Source organism: Gordonia malaquae (genome assembly GCF_037148075.1).
GTDB lineage: Bacteria > Actinomycetota > Actinomycetes > Mycobacteriales > Mycobacteriaceae > Gordonia > Gordonia malaquae.
On sequence record NZ_JBBCUB010000001.1, the window covers coordinates 594,412 to 618,585 of the forward strand.

Sequence of the window (24,174 nt, forward strand, 5' to 3'; positions counted from 1 at the left end):
TGTGCGTAAACGACTGCGCCGCCGGAAGGGCGGCCTCGTGGACGAGCCCGACTACGCGCTCGTCGGCGTCGTCCGGATCCCCGAGATCGAGAAGAGCCCGGCGCGTGCGATCGGGCGGCGAGTCCTCTGGGCGCTGATCGCGCTGTTCGTCTGCTCGATCGTCGTCTACCTGGACCGGGACGGGTATCGCGACGTCAAGGAGTCGCCACTCAGTTACCTCGACGCCCTCTACTATTCGGCCGTCACCCTGTCGACCACGGGATACGGCGATGTCACGCCGGTCACCGAGTCGGCACGACTGATCAACGTCGTCTTCATCACGCCGCTGCGCGTCCTCTTCCTGATCGTGCTGATCGGCACCACCCTCGAGGTGCTGACCGAGCGGTCGCGGCAGGCCATCAAGATCCAGAACTGGAGAAACCGCGTGCGTAACCACACCATCGTCGTCGGCTACGGCACCAAGGGCCGCACGGCCGTCGACGCGGTCATCGCCGACGGCGGCAAGCCCGCCGACATCGTCGTCGTCGACAACGATCCCGGTGCACTCGAAGCCGCCGCGACGCACGGTCTGGTCACCGTCCGCGGCGACGCCACGAAGTCGGATGTCCTGCGCCTCGCCGGAGTTCAGTACGCGTCGGCCATCGTCATCGCGGCCAACCGCGACGACACCGCTGTCCTCGCGACGCTCACCGCACGCGAGATCAATCCGCGCGCCAAGATCGTCGCGTCGATCCGCGAGGCCGAGAACACGCACCTCATGCGGCAGTCGGGAGCGAACTCCGTCGTCGTGTCGTCGGAGACCGCCGGCCGACTCCTCGGAATCGCGACCATCACGCCGTCGGTCGTCGAAGTCGTCGAAGATCTCCTCAGCCCGGAGGAGGGATACGCGATCGCCGAACGCGAAGTGGAGCCGTCCGAGACCGGAGGCTCGCCCGCACACACGAAAGACCTGGTCCTCGGCGTGGTGCGGGAAGGCAAGCTGTACCGGGTCGGTGAGCCCGAAGTGGAGGAGATCGAAGTGGGCGACCGTCTGCTGTACGTCCGTCAGGGTGGACCGGCCTGATGGCCTCATTCGAGTTCCATGAGCCGCCGATGCTCGCCCGCGGCGACTTCGATCGCGGCGACGAGATCCGCAAGAGCCCCGAGGGGCTCGTCTCCGGCTGGGCAGACGCACGGGTTCTCCACATCGATCACAAGGGCCGCTACCCGGTGACCGACGACGGCGCCCTCGCGTGGACCGCGTCCACCGGGGTCGAGCCGCCGCCGGACGCCGTGTTCGTGGGTGTCGTGGACAGTCATCGGTGGGCGATCCGCGTCGACGAGGTCGCAGGCCGATCGGCCGATGCCCGCACCGGTGCTCATCTGCTGTCGCACGACGAGGCGGGGATGCTCGCGACCGCGGTCGGCATGCTCAACTGGCATCGTGCGGCCCGCTTCTCCCCGGTCGACGGAAAGCCGGTGACCACGGCGAACGGCGGCTGGATTCTTCGAACCGACGCGGGCGACGAGTTTCCGCGCACCGATCCCGCCGTCATCATGGTGATCCACGACGGCGCCGACCGGGTGCTGCTCGGGCGTCAAGCGGTGTGGCCGGACAAATGGTTCTCGACCCTCGCAGGCTTCGTCGAGCCGGGGGAGTCGCTCGAACAGTGTGTGCAACGCGAAGTGGCCGAAGAGGCGGGCATCAGCGTCACCGCCCCTCGCTATCTGGGGTCGCAGCCGTGGCCGTTTCCGCGTTCGTTGATGCTGGGCTTCGAAGCGGTCGCCGACCCGTCTGAACCGCTGGTGTTCCACGACGGCGAACTCGCCGACGCGCAGTGGTTCCACCGCGACGACGTGCTCGCCGCGCTCGAACGTCGCGCTGACTGGGGCGCTGACGATCCCGACGTCCGGCTCATGCTGCCTGCGTCGATCTCGATAGCGCGGAGCCTGATCGAGGCCTGGGCCCACGCGCCACGGTAGATTCGTCTCCATGACCGACGTCGCGAACCCCTCTCTCACGCTGTACACGACCACCTGGTGCCCGTTCTGCAACAGGCTGAAGGCAGGCCTGGACCGGAACAACGTCGAGTACACCGAGATCGACATCGAGGCGAACCCCGACGCCGCCGAATTCGTCGGCAGCGTCAACAACGGCAACCACGTCGTCCCGACAGCGCTCTACGGCGACGGCTCGACGGCAACCAACCCCGCCGTCGGCGAGGTCATGTCTAAGCTCGGCCTGCTCTGACGCATACTCCCGCTCGACGATCGGCGGGCCGGCCAATCTGTCGGACCCTCGTGAGATCGTGTCTGCGTGGTGATGACGACGTTTGAGACGGGTGCGCTCGCGGGCCTCGACCCCGAGCAGCTGGAAGCGGTGACGGCCCCGCGGGGCCCGGTGTGTGTGCTCGCAGGTGCGGGCACAGGCAAGACTCGGACCATCACTCGTCGTATTGCGCACCTCATCGAGTCCGGACAGGTCAATCCGAGCCAGGTGCTGGCCGTCACCTTCACTGCGCGAGCCGCAGCGGAGATGCGCGAACGGCTCGCGGGACTGGGAGTGTCGGGGCCAGGTGGCAACGTCGTCGCGCAGACGTTCCACGCTGCGGCTCTGCGACAACTGCGGTACTTCTGGTCGAGCGTCATGGGATCGACCCAGTGGGAACTGCTCGACCACAAGTTCCGGCTGGTGGCGCGGGTCGCCCGCGACGCGGGACTCGACTCCGCCGACCGAGATCTCATGCGAGATCTGGCGTCGGAGATCGAGTGGGCCAAATCGTCGGACATCGGTCCGGCCGCCTACGTCCAGGCCGCCAAGACCGGCCACCGCGACCTCCCGACCGACCCGCAGACTGTCGCACAGATATTCGCGGCGTACGAGGACACGAAGGCGTCCTACGACGGCGTCCGTCTCCTCGACTTCGAGGATCTGATCATCTTCACCACCGCGATCCTGCAGTCCGAGCCGTCGATCGCCGACGAGTTCCGCTCCCGGTACCGGAGCTTCGTCGTGGACGAATACCAGGACGTCACCCCGATCCAGCAGAACCTGCTCGACGCGTGGCTCGGCGACCGCGACGACCTCACCGTCGTCGGTGACGCGAACCAGACCATCTACAGTTTCACCGGCGCAACCCCCGACCACCTGCTGAACTTCACTCGGCGGTTCCCCGACGCCACGCTCGTCCGGTTGCAACGGGATTACCGGTCGACGCCCGAGGTCGTCGAGCTCGCGAACAATGTGATCGGCAAGGCCAGCGGTCGCATCGCCGGGACCAGGCTCCGGCTTGTCGGGCAGCGTGACTCCGGTCCTGCGCCGGTGTTCTCCGAGAACGAGGACGAGGCGACCGAGGTCGGAACCGTCGTCGGTCAGGTGAAGAAGCTCCTGCGGGCCGGAGTGCCCGCCACCGAGATCGCGATCCTGTATCGCGTGAACGCACAGTCCGAGCAGTACGAGGAAGAACTGTCCGCCGCTGGCATCGACTACCAGGTCCGCGGCGACCAGGGCTTCTTTTCGCGACCGGAGATCGTCGCGGGAATGCGTCGGCTGGTGGCCCTCGCCGAAGGCGCGCCGCCGCCGATGCCGGTGATCGACGCGGTTCGGCGTGCGCTCTCCGCAGTCGGCCTCACCGACACCGAGCCCGCGGGCGCCAATGCGAAGGCCCGCTGGCAGCAGTTGCTGCGACTCGTCGAACTCGCTGAGACCGTCGTCGCCGAACAGCCGGCGGCGGACTTCGCCGCCGTCGTCCGGGAACTCGACATGCGGTCGAAGAATCGGCACGCACCGACGATCGACGGCGTGACCCTCTCGTCGATGCACGCTGCCAAGGGCCTCGAATGGGACGCAGTGTTCCTCACCGGACTCCACGAGGGGTCGGTCCCGCTGGGACGTGCGACCGGCACCCAGGACGAGGTGGAGGAGGAGCGCAGGCTCTTCTACGTCGGTGTCACCCGAGCCCGCGAGCACCTGCACCTGTCGTGGAGCCTGTCCCGGGGCGACGGCCGGCGGGCCACCCGCAAGCGATCACGCTTCCTTGATGGAGTTCTGCCCGTGCCCGTCGACATGCGCGACGAGCCTCGGCAGGAACCCGACAAGGACGTGTTCCGCAGTCTGCGCGCCTGGCGGAAAGACTTCGCCGACCGCAACGACATCATGCCCGCGAACGTCCTCAGCGAGGCGATGCTCCGGACCATCGCGATCGAGCTCCCCGTTGACGTCTCCGAACTCCTCGCCATCCGCGGCTTCGGCTCCGAACGGGTCGACGTCATCGGACAGGAAGTCCTCGACGCCGTCGACAGGGGTCTCGGCGGGGCATAACCGCAGGTAGAAAATAGGTTGTGCGTATCGGCAGGCGCACCTAGAGTAGTGCGAGTAAGTGACACGCCTATCTCGGCGTGTGGTGGAGACCTGGAACGGAAGGGAGTCGATCAACGTGATTGCAGTGCATTGGCGTTTGGCAGAAGCAGCAGCGCCAACAGGAGCTGTGGCGCGAGCGCGCCGGCGATTCCCCGTGACCCGTCCAGGCTGTCGACAGCCGTTCCGACAAGGCTAGTTCGAGTACTAGCTCGGAATTCTCGAGGCCACGGCGAATCGCGAAACGCGAACCGTGGCCTTTCTCGACAACTGAGGTCGAGTCGGCCGGGGTTCATCCGAAGCACCCGTTCATCTTCCGATGAGAAAGCCCGACTTCATGAGTATTTCCACCCTTCCACCCACTATCGACACCACCAGGCGAAGAGCTGTTGAGCTCCCGTGCCAGAGCGGCGACGCCGACCTCTGGTTCGCCGATCAGCCGAGTCTCCTCGAAGAGGCCAAGACCCTGTGCGGGTCCTGCCCACTCCAGGCTCAGTGCCTCGAACTCGCCCTCGAGCGCGCCGAGCCGTGGGGCGTCTGGGGAGGCGAGATCTTCGACGGGGGCGTCGTGATCGCCCGCAAGCGTCCCCGCGGGCGCCCGCGCAAGAACGCGGTCGCCTGAGCGCATGACCGAATGGCGACTGATACAACGGGACGAGCTGCGAACCGCGGTGGGGCGGGTGGTATCGGTTTGAGAGCCCTCCGCAGCGTGCGAGCCGATAGGCGAGCCCGCGAGGACTGCCGAACAAACCGTTACCACCCGCCCCACCGCACTACGCGTTCAGCGGAACGCCGGAGAAGATCAGGCGATACCGGGAACCCACTCCGCCATGATCTCCCGATACGGGGCTTCGGCGTTGAGCTGTGCGGCGATGCCGACACAGCCGATAAGGACGCGGAACACCATCACGTATTCGCGGGGGACGTTGAGATTGCGGGACGTCTTGTACACGTCGCCCGACAGGTCGGTCGCCTTGCCTGCGGCCCGCTGCAGCCACTTGCGGGTGAAGTGGAATGTGTCGTTGTACAGCGGATCGACGTAGGGCTGGAGATACTTGGCGAGATCGTCCGGCGTGACGCGGTCGGCGTGTGACGCGCGGATGAAGTCCGCTTCGACCATCAGGTCGCGGAGTTCGTCGTACTTCTTGTCGCGTGCCAGAGCGAGGATCGGGCCGGTCTTGGGCGGAAGCCCTCCGGGGTAGTGGCCGATCGCGCCGAAGTCGAGGACGCCGAAACGGCCGTCGTCCAGAACGAAGAAGTTGCCCGGGTGAGGGTCGCCGTGGAGCAGTCCGACACGAGACGGGGAACTGACCTCGAAGGTGGTCATCTTGGTCGCGGCGGCGTTGCGTTCTTCTTGAGTTCCGTCGGCGATGATCTGTGACAGGCGTCGGCCTTCCACCCATTCGGAGACGATCACTTTGGGCGCGCTGGCGACCACCTTGGGGATCACGAAGTCGGGGTCGCCGTCGAATGCCTTGGCGAATGCTCGCTGGTTGTCGGCTTCGCCGATGTAATCGAGCTCGTCTTCGGTCCGGTCGATCAGCTCGTCGAACATGCCTTTGACGTCGGTGCCGGGTGAGAGCTTCTGGATGAGGCCCGACATGCGGCTGAGCGTCTTGAGGTCTGCTTTGAGTGCGTGATCGGCGCCCGGGTACTGGACTTTGACGGCGACGGTGCGGCCGTCTTTCCACACGCCTTTGTGGACCTGTCCGATGCTGGCTGACGCGGCGGGCTCGTCGTCGAATTCTAGGAAGCGTTCCCGCCACCGGGTGCCGAGCTGTTGGTCGAGGACCTTGTGCACGGTTTTCGCCGGCATCGGCGGTGCTTCGGCTTGGAGTTTGGTGAGCGCTTCGCGGAACGGCTCGCCGAACTCGTCGGGGATGGCGGCCTCCATGATGGAGAGGGCCTGCCCGACTTTCATGGCGCCGCCCTTGAGCTCGCCGAGGACGGCGAACAGCTGTTCAGCGGTCTTGTTCATGAGCTCGGCGTTCACTTCGTCTTTGCTCTTGCCGGTCATGCGTTTGCCGAGTCCGCCGACGGCGCGGCCTGCCATGCCGAGCGGCAGTGCAGCAAGTTTCGCGTTGCGTCGGCCTTGGCCGCGGGTGATCTCGCTCATGGTGTCCTTTCCCCTCTGTCGAGGATAGTGGACAGCCCGTGGCTAGGGCGTGTTGCGCGGGTCGGCCCCACAACCGCAGCGCGGGTGAATCGGCCGGGAGTGAGTGTCCAGGCGGGCGGGCACGCCGCGATACTCCAGGCTCGTGCCGACGAGGCTCGGTTGAACGCGCGATGACGAGACGATCATCGCGACGATCTCGTCGATCTGACCGTGAGCGATGGCGACGGTGGCGCGCAGGACTGCGGCAGGCGCGTGGCCGACGAGGTCGAGGAGGCTGGCGGCGACGATGGGCCACTGCGGATCCAGGTCGGTGCGGTGCAGGTCAGCGCATCGCAGGCAGCTCGACATCCCTGGCAGGACGAGCGGTCCCACGACGCCGATGCCGTCGCGCAGATGGATGGGAAGGTGCGGCAGACCCGCCGACATGAGCAGCCGGGTGAGGCGTGGGTCGGGTACCGGTTGGTCGGCGATCACGACGAGACCCGCTGTGGGGACGTCGTCGACGGCGAGTCCGGCGATGGTCAACGATTTGGTGAGTTCGCGTGCGACGTCGCCCCGTCCCACGATGTGGATGGGGACGGGACGGGCTGCCTGCGCGCAGGGGCGGGCTGCCTGGCCGGTGGCGACGAGACGGTCCAGCACGGACCGGAAGGTTCGTGCGTCGAGGCCGATCGCTCGTACTCGCCGCGCGATCGACCGGTAGTCGGTCGGCTCGCGCAGGGACTGAAGCAGTGTCGCGACGGTACGCGGGTCGATGTCGCGATCGACGTCGATCAGGGTTGCGCTGCCGGGGTCACACCCGACTTGCACACACGAATCCCGCCGTGCGAGCACCGGGACACCCGGGAGAAGTATCGGCAGGTCGGGGACGTTCGCGGTGGCCGTCATGCCGCCACGATGTCACCCTTGTCCGTTTTCGTCGAATGTGAATTCCACAGGCACGACCTGAGTGCTCAGCTGGACGTGTCGCCGCCCTTGTCGTCGGGGTTCTCGTCGTCTTCCGCGAGACTGCGTTCCAGTTCGGCGATGGCGTCGTCGAGGGACGAGTCGCCGCCGATCACCCTGTCGATGAACGCGGCAGGGGAGTCGATGTCCTCGCCGTCGGGGAGGAGGTCGGGATGGCCCCAGACACCGTCGCGGACCGTCACGTCGGATGCGTCGGTGAGCTTTCGCCACAGGTCCGCGGCTTCCCTGAGCTTGCGGGGACGCAGGTCGAGACCGATGAGCGTGGCGAACGTCTGCTCGGCAGGTCCTCCGGTGGCCCGCCGGCGACGCATCGTCTCGGTGAGCGCCGCAGTGCTCGGGATGCGGTCCGACAGCGCGTTGCTGACGACGGTCTCGACCCATCCTTCGATGAGTGCGAGGAGGGTCTCCAGGCGCGTGAGGGCTGCCTGCTGCTCGGGTGTGGTCTGCGGTTCGAACGCCGCAGCCGATCCCATCAGCTCTTCCATCTTGGACGGGTCGCTGAACAACTGCTGCGGGTCGATGCCCTCGGCGAGGTTCTGCATGCCGCTGAAGTCGATCCGGATGCCGCGCGCATACTCCTCGACGGTGGCGAGGAGACGCTGCTTGAGCCAGGGGACATGCGTGAAGAGACGGACGTGGGCGGCCTCGCGGGCGGCGAGGAACACGACGATCTCCTGTGCGGGCAGATCGAGCCCTTCGGAGAATCGTGCGATCGCCTCGGGGAGCAGCACACCGGTGGTCGTCGGTGCGAGAGGCAGCCCGATGTCGGTGGACGTCAGGACGTCCTTCGCGAGAGTTCCGAGTCCCTGGCCGAGTTGGCTGCCGTACATGCTGCCGCTCAACTGGCCGAGGATGCCGATCATCGGCCCGGCCATCGACTTCGCTTCGTCGGGCAGACCGTCGGTCATGCTGCGAGCCATCTGCTCGGCCACCGGGTCGCACAGAGTGCGCCACGTCGGCATCGTGTTCTCCAGCCAGTCGACCGGGGTCCACGCCGCGGTCGTCGTGATGCCGGCGGGCAGCGTGGTCTGTTCGTCGAGCCACACTTCGGCGAGTCGGACCGCATCGGCCACCGCCGTCGACTCCTTGTCGAGCATCGGGGTGAAGGTCCCGATCTGCTGACGCGCCAGATTGGCGGCGACCTCGTAGTTGACCGGGCCGGAACCGCTGCCGCCGGGCGCCATGCCCGAGCCAATGCCGCTGAACATGGAGCCGAGCTGGTTGAACAGCTGGCCGAGCATGTTGGGGTCGAACCCGCCGGGCACACCGGGGTTCTGACCGTTGTCGTCACGACCGTCGTCGTCTTTGCCGGACGACGAGAATCCGAATGGGAGATCGTTCATGTGCTCCACGGTACCGGGATGCACGCACCTCCCGGCGGGTCGCGACGCACATTGCCGACTACCCTGATCCAGATGACGAGCAACATCACCCGCCGCCGCGTGATCACCATCTATGTCGCAGTGGCGTTGCTGGCCGTCTTCATCTGCCTCGGCCTCATGGTCCGGGTGCCGTATGTCGCGCTCGGACCGGGTCCCACAGTCAACACCCTCGGCACTGCGCAATCCGAGGAGACAGGCAAGCAGGTGCGGGTGGTCAAGGTCGTCGGAGGTGTCGATCCGAACCCGAAGGGCAATCTCAACCTGACGACGGTCTCCCTCTATGACGGCCTCACACTGTTCGAGGCGCTCGGCAAGTGGATGTCGTCGTCGTATGAGCTGCAGCCGCGGGAGTCGTACTTCCCGCCGGACCGGAGCGACGACGAGGTGCGCCAGGAGAATCAGGCGCAGATGTCGGGCTCGGAGGACAATGCGGTGCTCGCCGCATGGAACTACCTGAAGCTCCCGACGGCCGTCGGTGTGACCTCGGTGTCGGACAAGTCCCCCGCGAAGGGCGTCTTGAAGGACGACGATCGCATCCTGTCGGTCGGGGGTGAACCCGTGGCGACGATGGAACGGATGTCGGCGGTCCTCGGGAAGCACAAGCCGGGTGATGTCGTCGACGTGGTGTTCCTCCGTGACGGGAAGCAGCAGACCTCGGCGGTGACGCTGGCGTCGCGACCGGACGACAAGAGCCGCCCGTTCCTCGGTGTGACGATGCGGTCGGTGCCCGCCGACCCGTCGAAGGAGATCGAGTTCGACGTGGGCAGCATCGGCGGTCCGTCCGCTGGACTGATGATGACGCTGTCGATCATCGATCAGATGACACCGGGTGACCTCTCGCACGGGGAGTTCATCGCGGGGACCGGGACGATCGACCCGTCGGGCGAGGTCGGCGAGATCGGCGGCATCGACCACAAGATCCGGGCCGCGAAGGATGCGGGTGCCACGATGTTCCTCGTGCCTGCGGCCAACTGCTCGCTGGCGACGGCCGACGCACCGGACGGCATCGAACTGGTGAAGGTCGACACGCTGTCCGGCGCCCTCGACGCACTCGGCACCGTGGGCACGGACAAGCCGCGTCCGCACTGCTGAGCAAGGTGTGACCGCTAGGCGGGCTGCGAACCCGCCGCCAGCGGCTCGTTGTGCGGTGCCCGTTCGCGAACCAGCAGCAGATGGACGCCGGTCGCGACGACGCCGATGCCGACCACGATCACGAGTGCGCTCCAGAAGCCGGGCGAGCCGTTGAACGAACTGATGAAGCCGTCTCGGACGTAGGTCATCGGCATGATCGGGTTCAGCCATTTCAGCAGGCCGGGGACGGTCTCGATCATCCAGACGCCGCCGAAGGTGAACATCTGCAGCATGATCCCGGCCAGTGCGGTCACCGCTCCGACGACGTAGCCGCCGATCGCGAACATGACGGCAATGACGGCCGTGTGCATGAGGGTTGCGGCCGCCACCATCAGCAGTGTCTTGCCCAGCTCGGCTGGGTCGGGTGACGGGCTGAGGGCCACCCAGACGATCGCCGTGCACGCGGCGCTCGCGAGAAGGCTGACGCCACCGACGAAGGCGACTCGACGGAGCCAGGTGCGCAGGCTCATGCGGCGCGGCTGGCTCGCCGAGGCGCGCAGCGGCTTGCAGCACATGAACACGATCAGCGGGACCAGCGCCGTCAGCAGGATCAGCAAGAGCGGTGCCGCTCCCGGGCCGTTGAACTGAGCCGCCGCGACGTTCGACGCCTTCGTGTCGACAGGGGTCGCGAGCAGGTCGGCGAGGGACTGCTGTGCGACGTCGTCGCCGAGTTCGGGCGCCTGACGGGCGCCGTCTGACAGGCCGGCGGAGAGTTCGCCCGCACCTGCGTTCAGCTGGTTCGCACCGTCGGCGAGTTGCGCGGCGCCGGTCGCCGCTTCCTGTGCACCCGTGTTGAGCTGGCCGAGACCGGTGCTCAGTTCGTTCGCGCCGTCGTTGAGCTCGATTGAACCTGCGACGAGTTCGTTGACGCCCGACCGGTAGTCGGCGTTCGGATCGGTGAGCTGATTCGCGATCTCGCGACTGCCCGACGAGAGCTGGGCAAGACCGTCGACGACACCGGTGAGTCCGTCGACGACGCCCCGCAGCGACGGATCGTTGGGGAGTGCGCGTTTGAGGGCGGCGAGTTGTGCGGCGATCCCCTTGGCGTCCACGCCGCCGACGATGGACTCGATGCCGTCGGCGAGTTCGGTTGCGCCGGCGCCGAGTTCGTCAGTTCCTGCCCTCAGGTCGGTGAGTCCGGAGGCCAACTGGCCGGTGCCGTCGGCCAACTGTCGCCCGCCGTCGGCGGCCTCGGCTGTGCCGGGAACCAACTCGTTCTGGAGGCCCTTCGCCAGTTCGGAGGCGCCTGCCGACAGTTCGCTCGTGCCGTCGTGCAACTGACCCGAACCGGTCGCGGCCTCCCGGATTCCCGAACTCAGCTCGTCGAGGCCTGCGACGACGGTCTTGACGCTGCTGCCGGCGGTGCCCTTGACCACTTCGGCGCGGATCGCAGTCATCACGCTGTCGCCGATACTCGACGCGAGGAGCGTGTTGTTGTCGTTGTAGGTGATGGAGATGAGTGCGGGCGCGGTGGTCTTGCCTCCGATCCCCGAGAGGGTGGTGCTGAAGTTGCTCGGGATCGAGACGACGAAGTAGTAGTCGCCTGCGGCGAGCCCGGCCTTCGCGGTGTCGCTGTCCACTGCGTCGAACTTGAGTGCTCCCGAGTCGAGCAGCGTTTGAGCCACTTCGTCGCCGGCTGCGAGACGGTCGGCGCCGGTGCCTGCGGCGATGTCGTTGTTGACCAGTGCCACCGGCAGGTCTTCGAGAGTCTCGGTCGGGTCCCACATCGCCCACATGAAGACGGCTGCGAACACCAGCGGCACTGTCACGACCACCGCCAGCAGTGCTCGTCGAATGCGGCTGTCGTGCCACGGCCGGTTCGGCGCGGGCTCTGGTACCGCTGGATCTTCGAATGTCACGTCCACTCCCAGTTGATCGTTCGATCAAGTAAATGGAGCAGACGCTATCGACAGAAGCGGGGCAGCGGAAGGCGCTTCGGGAAACCTGTCCCGAATCGTCGGTCAGAACGTCGAGGCGAGGGCGTCCAGGACGTTCGGTGCGAGTGTCGGATGGGTCCGCAAGTCGGACTCGGAGTGCGGCTCGTCGTCGGTCGCCCGCAGGGACAGCAGTGCCAATCGCTGCCCGGTGCGGAGCACTCCGGCGATCAGGCGGGCTTCGCGACGTTCGGGATGACGCTGCGCGGCGTCGCGGGCTGCCGCGTCTGCTGCGTCGGGGTCGGCCAACAGCGGCTCGAACGCCTCGTCCAGCGCCGATTCGGCATCCGGAGGGAGAACAGTGATCTCGGTGACGACCGCGCATCCGACGACGGCGTCAGGCCATGTGACGGTGGTCAGCAGTTCCTCGAGGTCGCCGTCGGAGGTCTCCTGAACGACGGGACTCAGCGGCGAATCGTCATCCGGATCGACGAGGTCGGGCGCCTGCAATGCCAGAAACGACGTCGGGACCAGCGCGAACAGCGTCGCCGGCGATCCCCACGGGGCGGCTGCCGCATACCCGGCGCATTGTGCGAGTGCGTTGCCGAGGTCGGCCTGGGAGAAGTTCTGCGGCTGCTGCGGGAAGGTCACCGCCCCATTGTCACAGGTCGTGAGGTCCGTGGAGAAGTCAGCAGGTGCGGCCGCGATCAGTACTGTGGGGGACGTAGCCGGTGCCTGCTCCGGCGATTGTTCACGAAACAGGAGAAATAACGTGGTTGGAGTGCGTGGTCCGATTGGTCGACCGACGCTGTCCCGCAGATCGAAGATTCTGATCGGCATCGGTGTGGCGCTGCTGCTGATCCTGCTGATCGGACCGCGGGTGGTGTCGATCATCACCGACTGGATGTGGTTCTCCGACCTCGGTTACTCCGAAGTGATGTCGACGATGATCACGACACGGATCGTCGCATTCTTCGTGGCCGCGATCGTGGTCGGCGGAATCGTGTTCGGCGGCCTCTTCGCCGCCTACCGCGGACGGCCGGACTTCCCGCCGGTCAGCGGTCCGGGCGATCCGCTGGAGCGCTACCGCGCGGTGATCGGTCGGCGGCCGTGGATCGCCGGAGTGATTCCCGCCGTGTTGATCGGTCTGGTCGCAGGCCTGATCGCACAGGCGTCGTGGGCCACGATTCAGACGTTCATCCACGCGGAGTCGTTCGGTGAGAAGGACCCGCAGTTCGGGATGGACATCAGCTTCTACGCGTTCACGCTGCCGTTCATCCGACTGATCCTCGACCTGGCGTTCATCGCGATCGGCGTCGCATTCGTCGGCAACCTGATCACTCACTACGTGTTCGGCGGCCTCCGTCTCGGCGGCGGCGGACGGCGTGGTGGTCTGTCGGGGCCTGCACGTGTGCAACTCGCCATCATCGTCGGCGTGTTCATCCTCCTCAAGGCAGTCGGATACTGGCTCGACCGGTACGACCTCCTGAGCAGCGACCGCCGCGGCGACATCTTCACCGGCGGTACGTACACCGACATCAACGTCGTGCTGCCGTCCAAGCTCATCCTGATGGCCATCGCCATCGTGTGCGCCATCGCCTTCTTCGCCGCGGTCGCACTGCGCGATCTACGGATCCCCGCCATGGCGACCGTCCTCATGCTGTTGTCGGCACTCGCCATCGGAGTCATCTGGCCTGCCGCGATGGAGCAGTTCTCCGTCAAGCCGAGCGCCGACTCGAAGGAAGCGGAATACATCAGCCGAAACATGGCGGCGACTGCTGAGGCATATCGGATTCGAGCCGGCCAGGATGTGACCTACGAGAACGACTGGACAAAGACTCCCGCGAACGCCGCTGAGGTCAATGCCGACTCCGCGACTCTGTCGAACATTCGTCTACTCGATCCGTCGGTGATCTCGCCGACCTTCATCCAACGGATGGCCGGCAAGAACTTCTACGGCTTCCCCGCGCAACTCGCGGTGGACCGCTACCAGGTGGACGGCCAACAGCGTGACTTCATCGTCGCCGCGCGTGAGCTCGACCCGAATCGCTACAACGAAACGCAGAAGAGCTGGATCAACAAGCACACCCGGTACACGCACGGCAACGGTATCGTCGCTGCGCAGGCGAACAAGGTCGACGCTCCGACGATTGACGCCACCAACTCTGACCAGGGCGGTTTGCCGAGCTTCATCGATGCGTCCGTCGAGACGATCGCGTCGGGTGCGAACAAGAACTCTCCGATCAAGGTGAAGCAGCCGCGCATCTACTTCGGTGAGCTCATCGCAAACGTTGATCCCGACTACGCGATCGTCGGGTCTGACGATGGGAAGCCTCGTGAGTACGACACTGACGCAGGCGACTACACGTACTCGGCCGACTCGGGTGTCTCGCTCGGCAACTTCGGTTCGCGACTGCTCTATGCGATCAAGTACGGCGAGCGGAACATCCTCCTGTCAGACGCCATCAACAGCAACTCGAAGATTCTGTACAACCGCGATCCGCGAGACCGTGTGAAGAAGGCGGCGCCCTGGCTGACCGTCGATTCGAAGACGTACCCCGCCGTGATGGCAGACGGTTCGGTCAAGTGGATCGTGGATGGATACACGACGTTGAAGACCTACCCGTACTCTCAGCGGATGTCGCTTTCGGAGGCGACGGCCGATTCGAGTCAGAGCAACGCGGGCCAGAGCGGCCGGACACAGGCAGACGAGGAAGTGTCGTACGTCCGGAACTCTGTGAAGGCGACAGTCGACGCGTACACAGGCGAGGTCACGATGTACCAGGCCGACGACACCGACCCCGTTCTCAAGACCTGGATGAAGGTGTTCCCAGGAACTGTGAAGCCGAAGTCGGAGTATGACAGCAAGAAGGACCTTCTCGCCCATGTCCGGTACCCGGAGGATCTGTTCAAGGTTCAGCGAGAGTTGTTGGCGCGATACCACGTGACCGACCCCTCGGTCTTCTACCGTGCGTCGGACTTCTGGTCGGTGCCGAACGATCCGACACGAAGCGACAGCAAACTGCCGCAGCCTCCGTACTACTTCACGGCGAATTCTCCTGACGGTAAGGGACCCGAGTTTCAGTTGACGGCGGTCACGACTCCGCTCAACCGTCAGAACCTCGCGTCATACGTCACCGTGGCGGCTGATCAGCGGGATTACGGCAAGATCACCGTGAAGGTCTTGCCTTCTGGTGCAAAAAGCCAGGGGCCGCAACAGATGGCGGACACGATGAAGTCGGCGGTTTCCGGCGACGTCACGCTGCAGAAGGAAAGCACCGTCAATGCCATCTACGGAAATCTGCTGACATTGCCTGTCGGGCGGAACGGCATTCTGTACGTCCAGCCGATCTATACACAGTCGAAGACAGGCGACGCTGCTACTCCGAAGCTGTATCGGATGCTCGCGTACTACCGTCCTGACACGAATGAGTCGACGGATGAGCAGGCGGTCAACATCGGCGTCGCACCGACGATAGGCGCTGCACTGGCAAAGGTCGGCATCAATCCCGGTGCCGCGACTGAGCCCGACAAGGGTGCTACGACACCGCCTCCGACCACCGATACGGGTACACCGAAGCCTGATCCGAAGCCGTCGCCAAGCGATGATCCGGCTCGTGCGGCGGCCGTGCGCGAACTCGGTACTGCTCTTGAGGAGGTCCGGACCGCACAGTCCAGCGGTGACCTCGGCAAGCTGGGGGACGCTCTCAACAAGCTGGATGCAGCGATCAAGAAGTACGAGTCGACCGGCGGCTGACGCGAGCCGGTGATCTCAAACGAAACCGCCGAGTCCCTCCCCGGGACTCGGCGGTTTTGTTGATAGACGGTGGTGTCAGCGCACCTTGGCGAGGTAGCGGTCGATCTCGGACTGGGTGTTGTCGGGCATCACCGGTGAGTGGTGCAGATGGGTGGTCAAGTGGCGGAAGATCAGTGCCGCCGAGACCAGGCACCCGAGGGCGAGGACGCCGTAGGTGATGTTCATCGTCCGACCTTCCGGCAGGTCGGCGAGGGTGACGATCCACAGCGCCGACAGCGCGCCTCCGGCCAGCAATAGGACAAACGCGAGCAGGCTCATCGGATGATTGCCGTGGCTCTCGTGATGGATGTTGGGATCTGCCATGTCGCCTCCTGGATTTCGGTCGGTCCTGGCGGGCCGGACTGGTGAGTCTCACCCTACTCTCGAAGTGATCGGCATCACATGATGTCCTGATGGAGATCCTTGCTCACGAACCGTGCTCTGGGGCTCGTTTCCTCATGTAAACAACGTTTACACTGCGCACAGTGGGGTAGTCGGGACCCGCACTGTTTCCGGGAAGGGTCGGTATGCCACCGCTCAGTCGTCTAGTGAAGATTCAGCTTGTCGTCGTTGTCCTGTTGGGGCTGGTCGCGTCGGTGTACGGCGGCATTCGGTATGCCCGGATGGATCAGGCGGTGGGCGTCGGCGTCTACCGCGTGACGGTGGAGATGCCCGACGCGGGCGGGCTGTTCTCGGAGGCTCAGGTCACCTATCGGGGTGTCGCCGCCGGACGTGTGCGCGATCTGCGGATGACTCCCGACGGTGTGGAAGTTGACCTGGTTCTCGAGTCAAGTGGCGAGCAGATTCCGGACTCCGCCCTCGCTGTCGTGGCGAACCGGTCCGCTATCGGCGAGCAGTTCCTCGACTTCCAGCCGACGTCGGCCGACGGGCCGTTCCTCCATGAAGGCTCGCGTATCGCAGCGTCCCAGGTTCGGTTCCCGCCGAAGCTGCAGGAAGTCACGCAGTCGGCGATCGACCTCACGAAGACTGTCCCAGTCGACGATCTGCGGATCGCCGTCACCGAGCTCGGCAAGGCCTTCGACGGTCAGGGTGACAATCTGACTCGCCTCGTCGACTCCCTCGACAAACTGTCGCAGACCGGCGTCGAGAACCTGGACGACACGATCCAGCTGATCAAGAACTCGCGCCCCGTGTTGGCGACGCAGGCCGAGCAGTCGGACGAGATACTGTCGTGGTCGAAGAATCTCAACGTGGTCGCGGCGACGCTCGCGTCGTCTGACCCGGCGATCCGCCGGATTCTCACCGACGGACCCCGCGCGGCGACGACATTGTCGAGGTTCCTCGACGACAACGGAGCAGACGCCACGAAGCTCATCCACCAGCTGGGGACGACGGTCGACACGATCGAGCCGGCGTCGTTCGTGACTGGTATGACCTTCGCGATGCTCTCGTCCCTGTCGGCGAGCAGCATGACCACGTCATCGCCGGAGGGGACGATCCGCTTCGGCATCGTCCTCGAGACGGAGAACCCGCCGAGCTGCACGCGCGGCTACGAGAGCACGCAGCGGATGATCGACCAGATCAAGGCGCGCAACCCCGACTTCGACATCAATTACGACGACTTCCCGTTCAACACCAAGGCGGCCTGTTCGGTGCCCACTGGCAGTCCGACCGCGGTGCGCGGCGCCAACAACGCCGACCTGTCGAACCCGGACTTCGTGCAGCCGTGGGACAACAAACCCAAGCGCGACCCCGACAAGCTGAACCTCAATCCGCTCGCCACCCAGTTGGCAGGCCTGATGGGTGTCCGGGCCCGTTGATCGGCTGGTTCGTGCCTTCGATCACGTTGCCGGGTAATCGATTTGCCTCTGCAGTTCACCGCTGTGTAACGTAGTCGATGCAACGCGGGGTGGAGCAGCTCGGTAGCTCGCTGGGCTCATAACCCAGAGGTCGCAGGTTCAAATCCTGTCCCCGCTACCAATAACAAAGACCCGGACCATTCGGTCCGGGTCTTTGTGTATTTCGCTGCCTGCCGATGTCGTCGGCCTGCGAAGCCGCCATGGGGATGGGAGAGGTCCCTTGACACTCATTCCCGCCGAACCATACGCTCATCCAAAATCTGTATGAATGGAGAGACGATGGGATCGAAGCGAGCGGTAGTCCTCGGCGGCAGCGTCGCGGGACTGTGCACGGCGGGTGTGCTGGCACGACATTTCGACGAGGTGATCGTCCTCGAGCGCGACGAACTGCCGGCGGACGCCGAGCACCGTCGGGGCGTGCCGCAGAGCAAGCATCCGCACTTCGTCCTCAACTCGGGGCGCCGCGCGATCGGCACGATCTTCCCCGGCTTCGAGGACGCGCTGATCGCCGCCGGCGGCATGCTCCTCATGCCGTCGAAGGACGCCGCGTACTGCGAGAAGGACGGCTGGGCGGCCCGCAAGTCGAGCCAGATGACGATGGTCTACAGCTCGCGCGTCCTCATCGAACGCGTGCTGCGCGACCGGGTCCGCGAGATCCCGAACATCGAGATCCGCGAGGGCGTAAGCGTCACCGGACTGCTCACCACCGGCGGCGGCACCGCGGCCGGCCGGATCACCGGCGTCACCTTCAGTGACGGCGACGCGCAGTCCCTCGACGCCGACCTCGTGGTCGACGCCCTCGGTCGCGGCACCAAGGTCCACGACTGGCTCGTCGCCGCAGGCTGGGCCCAGGCACCCGAGCAGACCCTCGACGCCAAGGTCACCTACACCTCCCGCTGGTACGACCTGCCCGCCGACCGGCCCGCCGACTGGTGGTGGCAACACATCGTCGTCACCCCGACGCAGGACACCGGCGTGCACCCGGAAGAGCACGAGTACCTCTCGAACTTCTTCCCGATCGAGGGCAACCGGGTGATCGTGTGCATGGGCTCGTGGGGCCTGACGATGCCGCGCACGGTCGAGGACTTCGAAGCGGCCGCCGACCGCGTCCGCACGCCCGTCTTCGGGCAAGTCTCCCGCGAATGCGAGCCGCAGTCCGGAGTGCACCTGACGAAGTCGACGGGCAACAAGTGGCGGCGCTATGACCTCCTCGACGCCCCGCCCGTCGGCCTCATCGCGATCGGCGACTCGATCTGCGCCTTCAATCCGTTCTACGCGCAGGGCATGAGCTCGGCGGCGCGGTCGGCGCTGGTCCTCGCCGAGGTCCTCGCCTCGCGCAGCACGATCGACAGTGCGTTCCACCGCGAGTTCCTCGACAAGCAGAAGGTGTCGCTCGACGTCCCGTGGATGCTTGCGATGGCCCGCGACCAGGCGTACGACTTCGCCACCGGTACCGAGACCGTCGCCCAGTGGCGCCGCAAGCTCGCCGCCCGCTTCAGCTGGCCGGTGTTCAACGCCATCACCTCTGCCGCCGCCGAGGACGCCTACGTCGACGAGAAGTTCACCGGCGTGTTCAACCTCGACACGTCGCTGAAGGAGATCAGCACCGACCCGCAGTTCATCCTCCGAGTGCTCCGCTACAAGGTGCGCGCCGCCCTCGGCCGCACCCGCATCCCCGGAGGGTTCGACGTCACGAAGCTGCCTCCGGGCACCGACTACACCGACCCCGACAACCCGGTGGCGCACCGGCCCGTCTACGTCGACGAGCAGGTGCCGGCATGAGCTTCACCTGCGAGCAGGCCGCGCGCGAGGTGGCCGACCATCTCGGCTTCGTCTGCGACGACGCGAATCCGATCGTCACGTTCCGAAACCCGTTCGGCCTCGACAACTGGACGCTGCCGATCCTGGAACTGCTGATCGTCGCCGGCGCCGTGTTCGCGCTGATCCACGCGTGGCGACGGTGGCGACGCGACGGCGACGCGGTGAATCTGACCCTGTGGTTCGGCTCCCTCGTGTACCTCGCGATCATCGAACCGCCGCTGTACTTCCCGTCGTGGTTCGGGTTGAACGAGTACGTCGGCTTCATCTTCTCGCACAACGTGTTCACCGTGCAGTTCATGTTCGACAGGCTGCCGCTGTACATCGTCGCGTTCTACCCGGTGATCTCCGCCGTCACCTATGAGGTGGTGCGCGCGCTCGGGATCTTCGAACGACGCGGCCCGCTCGCGGGCGCGGTCGCCGTCGCGTTCGCGAGCCAGGTGTTCTACGAGACGTTCGACCAGCTCGGACCGCAGCTCAAATGGTGGGCGTGGAACCCGGACAACATGATCAATCAACCGATGTTCACCTCGGTGCCGATGAACAGCATGTGGGTGTTCGCGTCCGTGTCGTTCGGCGTGCTCGCGTGGCTGGCCGCGAAGTTCTCCGCGACCAAGGACCTGTCCGGTGGTCAGGTGACGCTGCGGACCCTTGCGGCCGGCATCCTGACGCCGATCCTCATGGTCGTCCTCGCCGCGCCGACTCGCGTCGGAGTGAACACCGGCGGGGAGGCGACGCTGCAGCGGACCATCGTCATCATCTTGTTGGCGATCCTGTGGCTCGTCGGACTGTGGCTCCTGATCGAGGGCACCCGCGCCACGTGGAATCGGCCGATCGGGTTAGCGTCGCCGCAGTTCGTCCGGGTGTATCCGGCCCTGTACCTCGGCGTCCTCACGGTCCTGTGGATCGCCTCGGCGCCCGAGTTCCTCGGCGCCGTCGACGGGGTGACCGACCGGGGAACGCCGATCGGCAGCGCCTGGTACTCGATCTTGTGCATCGCGGGGTCGGCGTGGTTCGTGATCGCCGCGATGCGGGCGGCCCGACCGGCGGGCGCGGTGGCCGGCGTGGGGGAGAAGGGCGCTGTGGCAGTCTGAGGCCATGGCCAAACACGGGTGGGGCGGGGAGCCTCCGGCGACCGACGAGGAGGCGCGGCAACGGATCGTCGACGCGACGGCCCGGTGCATCGACAGGTACGGCGTCGCGAAGACGACGTTCTCCGACGTCGCCGCCGAGCTGGGAGTGACCCGCCAGACCGTGTACCGGCAGTTCGCCGGCATCGGTGAGATCGTCAGCGAAGTGGCCGCCCAGGGCGCCGCAGACTTCGTCGACCGGCTCGTCGCGCACCTCGACGGACGTGGCGAGCCGGCCGACGCAGTCGTCGAGGGCATGCTGTTCTGCCTGCGGACCGTTCCCGGCGACCCCCGCCTCAACCTGCTCCTGCAGATCGGCGACACCGGCACCTTCGGCCGCAGTTCCACGTCGGGGAGCGTCGTCCAGTACGGATCGTTGATGCTGCGTCGGTTCCCCGTCGACTGGGCCGCCCACGGTTACACCGACGGCGATCTCGACGGTCTCGCCGAGATGATCATGCGGCTGTTGACGTCGTTCCTGCAGAATCCGTCCGAGCAACTGCAGGACGACGATGCGATGAGGACGTTCCTCGAACGCTGGCTCGCCCCCGCGCTCGGATGATTCCGGGGCCGTGTACAGTAGAGAACGCAACGCGGGGTGGAGCAGCTCGGTAGCTCGCTGGGCTCATAACCCAGAGGTCGCAGGTTCAAATCCTGTCCCCGCTACTAGAAGAGAAAGCCCGGACCATTAGGTCCGGGCTTTCTTGTGTGTCAGCGGGTGGCGGCGGTGATCTGCTCGATGAGTTCGTCGCGGCGAGCCTCGCGGGCGGCGGTCTCCCAGGCCGCCTCATCGTCGGTGATCACCTCGAGGTGCCGCAGCCATTCGATCGTGTCGATCGCGCCGAGCGTCTCTTGGAACGGACTCCACAGGACCCCGACTTTCGTTCGATGCTGGAAGAGGACGTCTTTGAAACGGCGGAACGGGCGGCGTCCGTCGAGTGCCTCGCGTAAGTGCGACCGCAGATCGCGGTCGGCGACGGCGTCGGTGAAGGCTTCCAAGTACGTGTATTGCTCGTGCGAACTGATGCTGTTCACATGGTGGACGTCCGCGGACTCGTCGCTCCAGTCGAAGTCCGTCAGAATGCGGCCGGTGGAACCGTCGATGTACAACTCCATGTCGTCGACGTCGGCCGTCATTCGCGTGTCTGTGAGCAGGTCTATGTCGAGATCGGGTAGGCGCGTGACTCTCTGCGGCATCGGCACCAGTTTGAGTCGTGGCGAGGAGGTCTGGGACGGCTGGGGAGGCGGTGCGTCGAGTGTGCCGGTCTCGACGGTGTCGAGGTACAAGAACAGGGGCGGCTCGACGCCGGCCTCGGCCCGGATGCGGGCCACCTTCGCCGATTCGAAGAAGGCGCGGGCATCGGCGTCGGACGACCACGTCGACGAGTGGACCACCAGATTCGTGTCACCAGTGGACCTGAGTACCTCGAAGTCGGTTTCGCCCGCCGCGGCCCGCAGGTCGGCGGCGGCGTCGAAGTGCTTCTTCCAGGTGTTGTACTCCTCGACCCGGTGGACGACGATCACTCGGACGGTCATGGTTCAACCGTAGCCGGAGGCGTTCACGTCTGGGCTCCTCAGAGGACGGGAGCGGTGGGTCGGACGATGCGCAGTTGCGTCGACGACGCGAGGTGAACTCCATCGGGAGTCCAGAGGTCGAGCGACTCGCTGAGCCAGCCGTCGTCGTCGGCGTGCGGAGTTCGAGCGCGCAGCAACACCCATTCGTCGTCGATGCTCTGCGCCGTGGGCGCGAAATGCACGGCCATCCGAACCGTCGGGATCGGTGCCAGGACGCTGAGCGTCGCCGCGTACGACGGCGCCAGAGCATCGGCAAGGATCAGCAACCGCGACTGCGGTTCGGGGGCGGGTCCGGTGAGACGTATCCACGCGCACAGTTCGGCGTCCTCGCCCCCGGTGTACGGGAGGGTCGACGTGGCGGGACGGATCTCGAACGCGGTGGCCAGCGGCATGAACTGCGGGTCGATGACGATCGGCGACGCCGACTCGATCGGCGTGACACCGGAGGGCGGCCCAGGGGACAGGCGGTGCGTGATCGGCGCGTCAGCGCATGCGGCGAACACGGCGTCGGCGGTGGCGACGATCGAACCGTCGGGCGCAGTCGCGGTGGCCGTCACCTGTGCGTTGCGTCGCCCCCGGCGCAGCACGCTCACGTGGACGCTCGGCATCTCGCGTGTCGGCGCGATGAACTGGGTGGTCAACTCGACGGGCCGGAACGAGACGTCGACGGCGCTGCGCATCCGGCCGAGCAGCATCGCCGACAGGATCCCGCCGTGGAGGCCGCCGAACCCGTACACGGTGCGCAGGCGCTCGGAATCGACGCTGTGGCCGTCGAGCAGACGGTGCAGGGTGGTGAACTGGTCGGTCATTCTCGGTTCTCCTTGGCGACGGCGAGCAGGGGTGCGCCTGCGATCAGCGAGACAGCAGCGGTGACCCACCACGTGAGGTGGAAGTCGGAGACGTCGGACGCGGGCCCGAGGCACGCTACGGCCACCGCGACGCCGACGGCGATACCGACCTGGCGGGCCATGCTGAGCACGCCCGACCCGGTGGCGAACCACTGCGCGGGGAGGGCGGATGTTCCGATCGCCATGGCCGTCGGCGTGATGAGCCCGACGCCGACGCCGGTCAAGAGGGCTCCCGGCAGGATTGCTGCGGCGTACGTCGAGTCGGCCTGGACAGCGAGCGCCCAGCTCGCGGCGCCGACCGCGAAGACTGCTCCGCCGAGGCCGGCTAGCCCCTGCGGCGAGATCCGGCCCGTGAGACGCCCGGCGAGAACCGCCACGATCGGAACGATCGCCGGGCCCGGCGCGATGCCGAGACCGGCTCGCAACGGGGACCAGTCCCAGACGGCTTCCATCCACAGGATGACCGTCAACAGCATCGCCCCGAAAGCGATGTGGAAAACGAGGAGGGCCGCGGCGGCCGGAATGATCCGCGGAACTCGCAAGAGTTGAGGTTCGAGGATCGGGCGTCGTCCGAATGCGCTTGTCAGGCCGGTAGAGGCGAAGCCGGTGAGTGCGATCACGGCGAGGATCGCCGTCTGGGCAGACGTCCATCCCCACTCTCCGCCGTTGACCAACGCTGCTACCAAAGCGGCGATCGAGCCCGCGAGAACCGTCGACTGAATCAGGCCGAGGTGATGTTCGCGGCGTGGTGTCGAACGAGCGACGAGGAACCACGTCGCCACCGCAGCGACGCCTGCGATCGGGATGTTGATCAAGAACACCCATCTCCATCCGAACTCCGCGAGACCGCCGCCGACAACCGGTCCGAGTGCCGCGCCGAGTCCGCCGAGTGCAGCCCAGAGCCGGACCGCCCCGGCGCGCTTGTCTGGCGACGTCCCCTCCAAGACCACCCCGAGGGACGACGGTGTCATGAGTGCCGCGCTCGCGCCCTGGAGTGTCCGCATCACGATCAGCGCGGTGAGCGACGTGCTGAACGCACATCCGGCCGATGTGATCGCGAAGAGGGCGAGGCCCACGACGAGCGCACGGTGGCTGCCGATCCGGTCGCTCAGTCGGCCCGCCGGTATCAGGAACGCGGCGAACGCGATCGTGTACGCGTTCAGGATCCACGAGAGGCCCGACAGGTCGGCGACGTTGAGGTCGTCGGCGATCTGAGCGAGGACAACATTGACCACGAACAGGTCGAATCCGGAGAGGAGGACGGTTGTCGCGACGATTGGAATGACTGCCCGACTCGACGTCGGAGTCGACCCCCGGCTAGTTAGTTGTGTCATGAAACGGACTGTAGACGAGGTGCGTTCTATGAAGCAACTGACTATGAT

At 66.0% G+C, this 24,174-nt stretch carries 20 protein-coding genes and 2 tRNA genes; 13 read left to right on the forward strand and 9 right to left on the reverse strand.

Annotated elements, in window-relative coordinates; genetic code table 11:
- Position 1: 1 nt before the first annotated feature.
- The 5 genes from WFK36_RS02865 to WFK36_RS02885 all read left to right on the forward strand — a co-directional run bounded on the left by WFK36_RS02865 (position 2) and on the right by WFK36_RS02885 (position 4,958).
- Positions 2–1,063, forward strand: a complete 1,062-nt coding sequence (locus WFK36_RS02865) for a potassium channel family protein (RefSeq protein WP_336789495.1) — start codon at positions 2–4, stop codon at positions 1,061–1,063.
- Positions 1,063–1,962, forward strand: a complete 900-nt coding sequence (gene nudC, locus WFK36_RS02870) for an NAD(+) diphosphatase (RefSeq protein WP_336789497.1) — start codon at positions 1,063–1,065, stop codon at positions 1,960–1,962. The genes WFK36_RS02865 and nudC overlap by 1 nt, the downstream gene beginning before the upstream one ends.
- 10 nt (positions 1,963–1,972) lie before the next feature.
- Positions 1,973–2,230 (forward strand): mycoredoxin, encoded by a 258-nt coding sequence (locus tag WFK36_RS02875; RefSeq protein ID WP_008375835.1) that lies wholly within the window; start codon positions 1,973–1,975, stop codon positions 2,228–2,230.
- 72 nt (positions 2,231–2,302) lie between these two features.
- Positions 2,303–4,300, forward strand: coding sequence for an ATP-dependent DNA helicase UvrD2 (locus WFK36_RS02880; protein WP_336790941.1), 1,998 nt, complete (start codon positions 2,303–2,305; stop codon positions 4,298–4,300).
- A 373-nt stretch (positions 4,301–4,673) separates the two neighbouring features.
- Positions 4,674–4,958, forward strand: a complete 285-nt coding sequence (locus WFK36_RS02885) for a WhiB family transcriptional regulator (protein WP_008375833.1) — start codon at positions 4,674–4,676, stop codon at positions 4,956–4,958.
- Positions 4,959–5,138: 180 nt separating this feature from the next.
- Here the strand turns inward: WFK36_RS02885 and WFK36_RS02890 are convergent, their stop codons facing one another.
- The 3 genes from WFK36_RS02890 to WFK36_RS02900 all read right to left on the reverse strand — a co-directional run bounded on the left by WFK36_RS02890 (position 5,139) and on the right by WFK36_RS02900 (position 8,761).
- Positions 5,139–6,452: an ABC1 kinase family protein gene (locus WFK36_RS02890; protein ID WP_008375832.1), complete on the reverse strand. Its 1,314-nt coding sequence runs from the start codon at positions 6,450–6,452 to the stop codon at positions 5,139–5,141.
- A gap of 42 nt (positions 6,453–6,494) precedes the next feature.
- On the reverse strand, positions 6,495–7,340 hold the full coding sequence (locus WFK36_RS02895) for a hypothetical protein (RefSeq protein WP_336789501.1): 846 nt from the start codon (positions 7,338–7,340) through the stop codon (positions 6,495–6,497).
- 65 nt (positions 7,341–7,405) lie between these two features.
- Entirely contained in the window at positions 7,406–8,761 is a 1,356-nt protein-coding gene (locus tag WFK36_RS02900; RefSeq protein WP_336789503.1) for a zinc-dependent metalloprotease, read from the reverse strand.
- A gap of 72 nt (positions 8,762–8,833) precedes the next feature.
- On the opposite strand from WFK36_RS02900, the gene WFK36_RS02905 reads away from it, so the two are divergent.
- Positions 8,834–9,892 (forward strand): YlbL family protein, encoded by a 1,059-nt coding sequence (locus WFK36_RS02905; protein WP_336789505.1) that lies wholly within the window; start codon positions 8,834–8,836, stop codon positions 9,890–9,892.
- A gap of 14 nt (positions 9,893–9,906) precedes the next feature.
- On the opposite strand, the gene WFK36_RS02910 is transcribed toward WFK36_RS02905, so the two are convergent.
- Positions 9,907–11,790 carry a YhgE/Pip family protein gene (locus WFK36_RS02910; RefSeq protein ID WP_336789507.1) on the reverse strand — a complete coding sequence of 628 codons (1,884 nt, stop codon included), beginning with the start codon at positions 11,788–11,790 and terminating at the stop codon, positions 9,907–9,909.
- A 102-nt stretch (positions 11,791–11,892) separates the two neighbouring features.
- On the reverse strand, positions 11,893–12,456 hold the full coding sequence (locus WFK36_RS02915) for a PPA1309 family protein (RefSeq protein WP_336789509.1): 564 nt from the start codon (positions 12,454–12,456) through the stop codon (positions 11,893–11,895).
- A gap of 121 nt (positions 12,457–12,577) precedes the next feature.
- On the opposite strand from WFK36_RS02915, the gene WFK36_RS02920 reads away from it, so the two are divergent.
- Positions 12,578–15,562 carry a UPF0182 family protein gene (locus WFK36_RS02920; protein ID WP_336789511.1) on the forward strand — a complete coding sequence of 995 codons (2,985 nt, stop codon included), beginning with the start codon at positions 12,578–12,580 and terminating at the stop codon, positions 15,560–15,562.
- Positions 15,563–15,637: 75 nt separating this feature from the next.
- Here the strand turns inward: WFK36_RS02920 and WFK36_RS02925 are convergent, their stop codons facing one another.
- Entirely contained in the window at positions 15,638–15,925 is a 288-nt protein-coding gene (locus WFK36_RS02925; protein WP_008375819.1) for a hypothetical protein, read from the reverse strand.
- A 203-nt stretch (positions 15,926–16,128) separates the two neighbouring features.
- Between WFK36_RS02925 and WFK36_RS02930 the strand changes: the two genes are divergently transcribed.
- The 6 genes from WFK36_RS02930 (at position 16,129) to WFK36_RS02955 (ending at position 21,035) form a co-directional block, all read left to right on the forward strand.
- Entirely contained in the window at positions 16,129–17,382 is a 1,254-nt protein-coding gene (locus tag WFK36_RS02930; RefSeq protein ID WP_336789513.1) for an MCE family protein, read from the forward strand.
- A gap of 83 nt (positions 17,383–17,465) precedes the next feature.
- A tRNA-Met gene (locus WFK36_RS02935) sits at positions 17,466–17,542 on the forward strand.
- A gap of 158 nt (positions 17,543–17,700) precedes the next feature.
- Positions 17,701–19,203 carry an FAD-dependent oxidoreductase gene (locus WFK36_RS02940; protein WP_008375817.1) on the forward strand — a complete coding sequence of 501 codons (1,503 nt, stop codon included), beginning with the start codon at positions 17,701–17,703 and terminating at the stop codon, positions 19,201–19,203.
- Positions 19,200–20,333 carry a hypothetical protein gene (locus WFK36_RS02945; protein ID WP_336789516.1) on the forward strand — a complete coding sequence of 378 codons (1,134 nt, stop codon included), beginning with the start codon at positions 19,200–19,202 and terminating at the stop codon, positions 20,331–20,333. Before WFK36_RS02940 ends, WFK36_RS02945 begins: the two co-directional genes overlap by 4 nt.
- 4 nt (positions 20,334–20,337) lie before the next feature.
- A complete protein-coding gene (locus tag WFK36_RS02950; RefSeq protein WP_008375815.1) occupies positions 20,338–20,931 on the forward strand; it encodes a TetR/AcrR family transcriptional regulator in 594 nt (197 codons plus the stop codon).
- A gap of 30 nt (positions 20,932–20,961) precedes the next feature.
- Positions 20,962–21,035, forward strand: a tRNA-Met gene (locus WFK36_RS02955).
- A 45-nt stretch (positions 21,036–21,080) separates the two neighbouring features.
- Here WFK36_RS02955 and WFK36_RS02960 read toward each other — a convergent pair.
- Genes WFK36_RS02960 through WFK36_RS02970 form a run of 3 tightly spaced genes read right to left on the reverse strand, consistent with a single transcriptional unit; the run spans position 21,081 to position 24,126 of the window.
- Positions 21,081–21,905, reverse strand: coding sequence for a UPF0158 family protein (locus WFK36_RS02960; RefSeq protein ID WP_336789518.1), 825 nt, complete (start codon positions 21,903–21,905; stop codon positions 21,081–21,083).
- 38 nt (positions 21,906–21,943) lie between these two features.
- Positions 21,944–22,753: an acyl-CoA thioesterase gene (locus WFK36_RS02965; RefSeq protein WP_336789520.1), complete on the reverse strand. Its 810-nt coding sequence runs from the start codon at positions 22,751–22,753 to the stop codon at positions 21,944–21,946.
- Positions 22,750–24,126, reverse strand: a complete 1,377-nt coding sequence (locus WFK36_RS02970) for an MFS transporter (RefSeq protein ID WP_336789522.1) — start codon at positions 24,124–24,126, stop codon at positions 22,750–22,752. The genes WFK36_RS02965 and WFK36_RS02970 overlap by 4 nt, the downstream gene beginning before the upstream one ends.
- Positions 24,127–24,174 lie beyond the last annotated feature (48 nt).

Coding starts and splice junctions, on each gene's coding strand:
- WFK36_RS02930 (WP_336789513.1), top strand. CDS start 16,129: ATGCCACCGCTCAGTCGTCTAGTGAAGATTCAGCTTGTCGTCGTTGTC.
- WFK36_RS02970 (WP_336789522.1), bottom strand. CDS start 24,126: ATGACACAACTAACTAGCCGGGGGTCGACTCCGACGTCGAGTCGGGCA.
- nudC (WP_336789497.1), top strand. CDS start 1,063: ATGGCCTCATTCGAGTTCCATGAGCCGCCGATGCTCGCCCGCGGCGAC.
- WFK36_RS02940 (WP_008375817.1), top strand. CDS start 17,701: ATGGGATCGAAGCGAGCGGTAGTCCTCGGCGGCAGCGTCGCGGGACTG.
- WFK36_RS02885 (WP_008375833.1), top strand. CDS start 4,674: ATGAGTATTTCCACCCTTCCACCCACTATCGACACCACCAGGCGAAGA.
- WFK36_RS02950 (WP_008375815.1), top strand. CDS start 20,338: ATGGCCAAACACGGGTGGGGCGGGGAGCCTCCGGCGACCGACGAGGAG.
- WFK36_RS02925 (WP_008375819.1), bottom strand. CDS start 15,925: ATGGCAGATCCCAACATCCATCACGAGAGCCACGGCAATCATCCGATG.
- WFK36_RS02965 (WP_336789520.1), bottom strand. CDS start 22,753: ATGACCGACCAGTTCACCACCCTGCACCGTCTGCTCGACGGCCACAGC.
- WFK36_RS02905 (WP_336789505.1), top strand. CDS start 8,834: ATGACGAGCAACATCACCCGCCGCCGCGTGATCACCATCTATGTCGCA.
- WFK36_RS02890 (WP_008375832.1), bottom strand. CDS start 6,452: ATGAGCGAGATCACCCGCGGCCAAGGCCGACGCAACGCGAAACTTGCT.
- WFK36_RS02895 (WP_336789501.1), bottom strand. CDS start 7,340: ATGACGGCCACCGCGAACGTCCCCGACCTGCCGATACTTCTCCCGGGT.
- WFK36_RS02900 (WP_336789503.1), bottom strand. CDS start 8,761: ATGAACGATCTCCCATTCGGATTCTCGTCGTCCGGCAAAGACGACGAC.
- WFK36_RS02875 (WP_008375835.1), top strand. CDS start 1,973: ATGACCGACGTCGCGAACCCCTCTCTCACGCTGTACACGACCACCTGG.
- WFK36_RS02880 (WP_336790941.1), top strand. CDS start 2,303: ATGACGACGTTTGAGACGGGTGCGCTCGCGGGCCTCGACCCCGAGCAG.
- WFK36_RS02945 (WP_336789516.1), top strand. CDS start 19,200: ATGAGCTTCACCTGCGAGCAGGCCGCGCGCGAGGTGGCCGACCATCTC.
- WFK36_RS02960 (WP_336789518.1), bottom strand. CDS start 21,905: ATGACCGTCCGAGTGATCGTCGTCCACCGGGTCGAGGAGTACAACACC.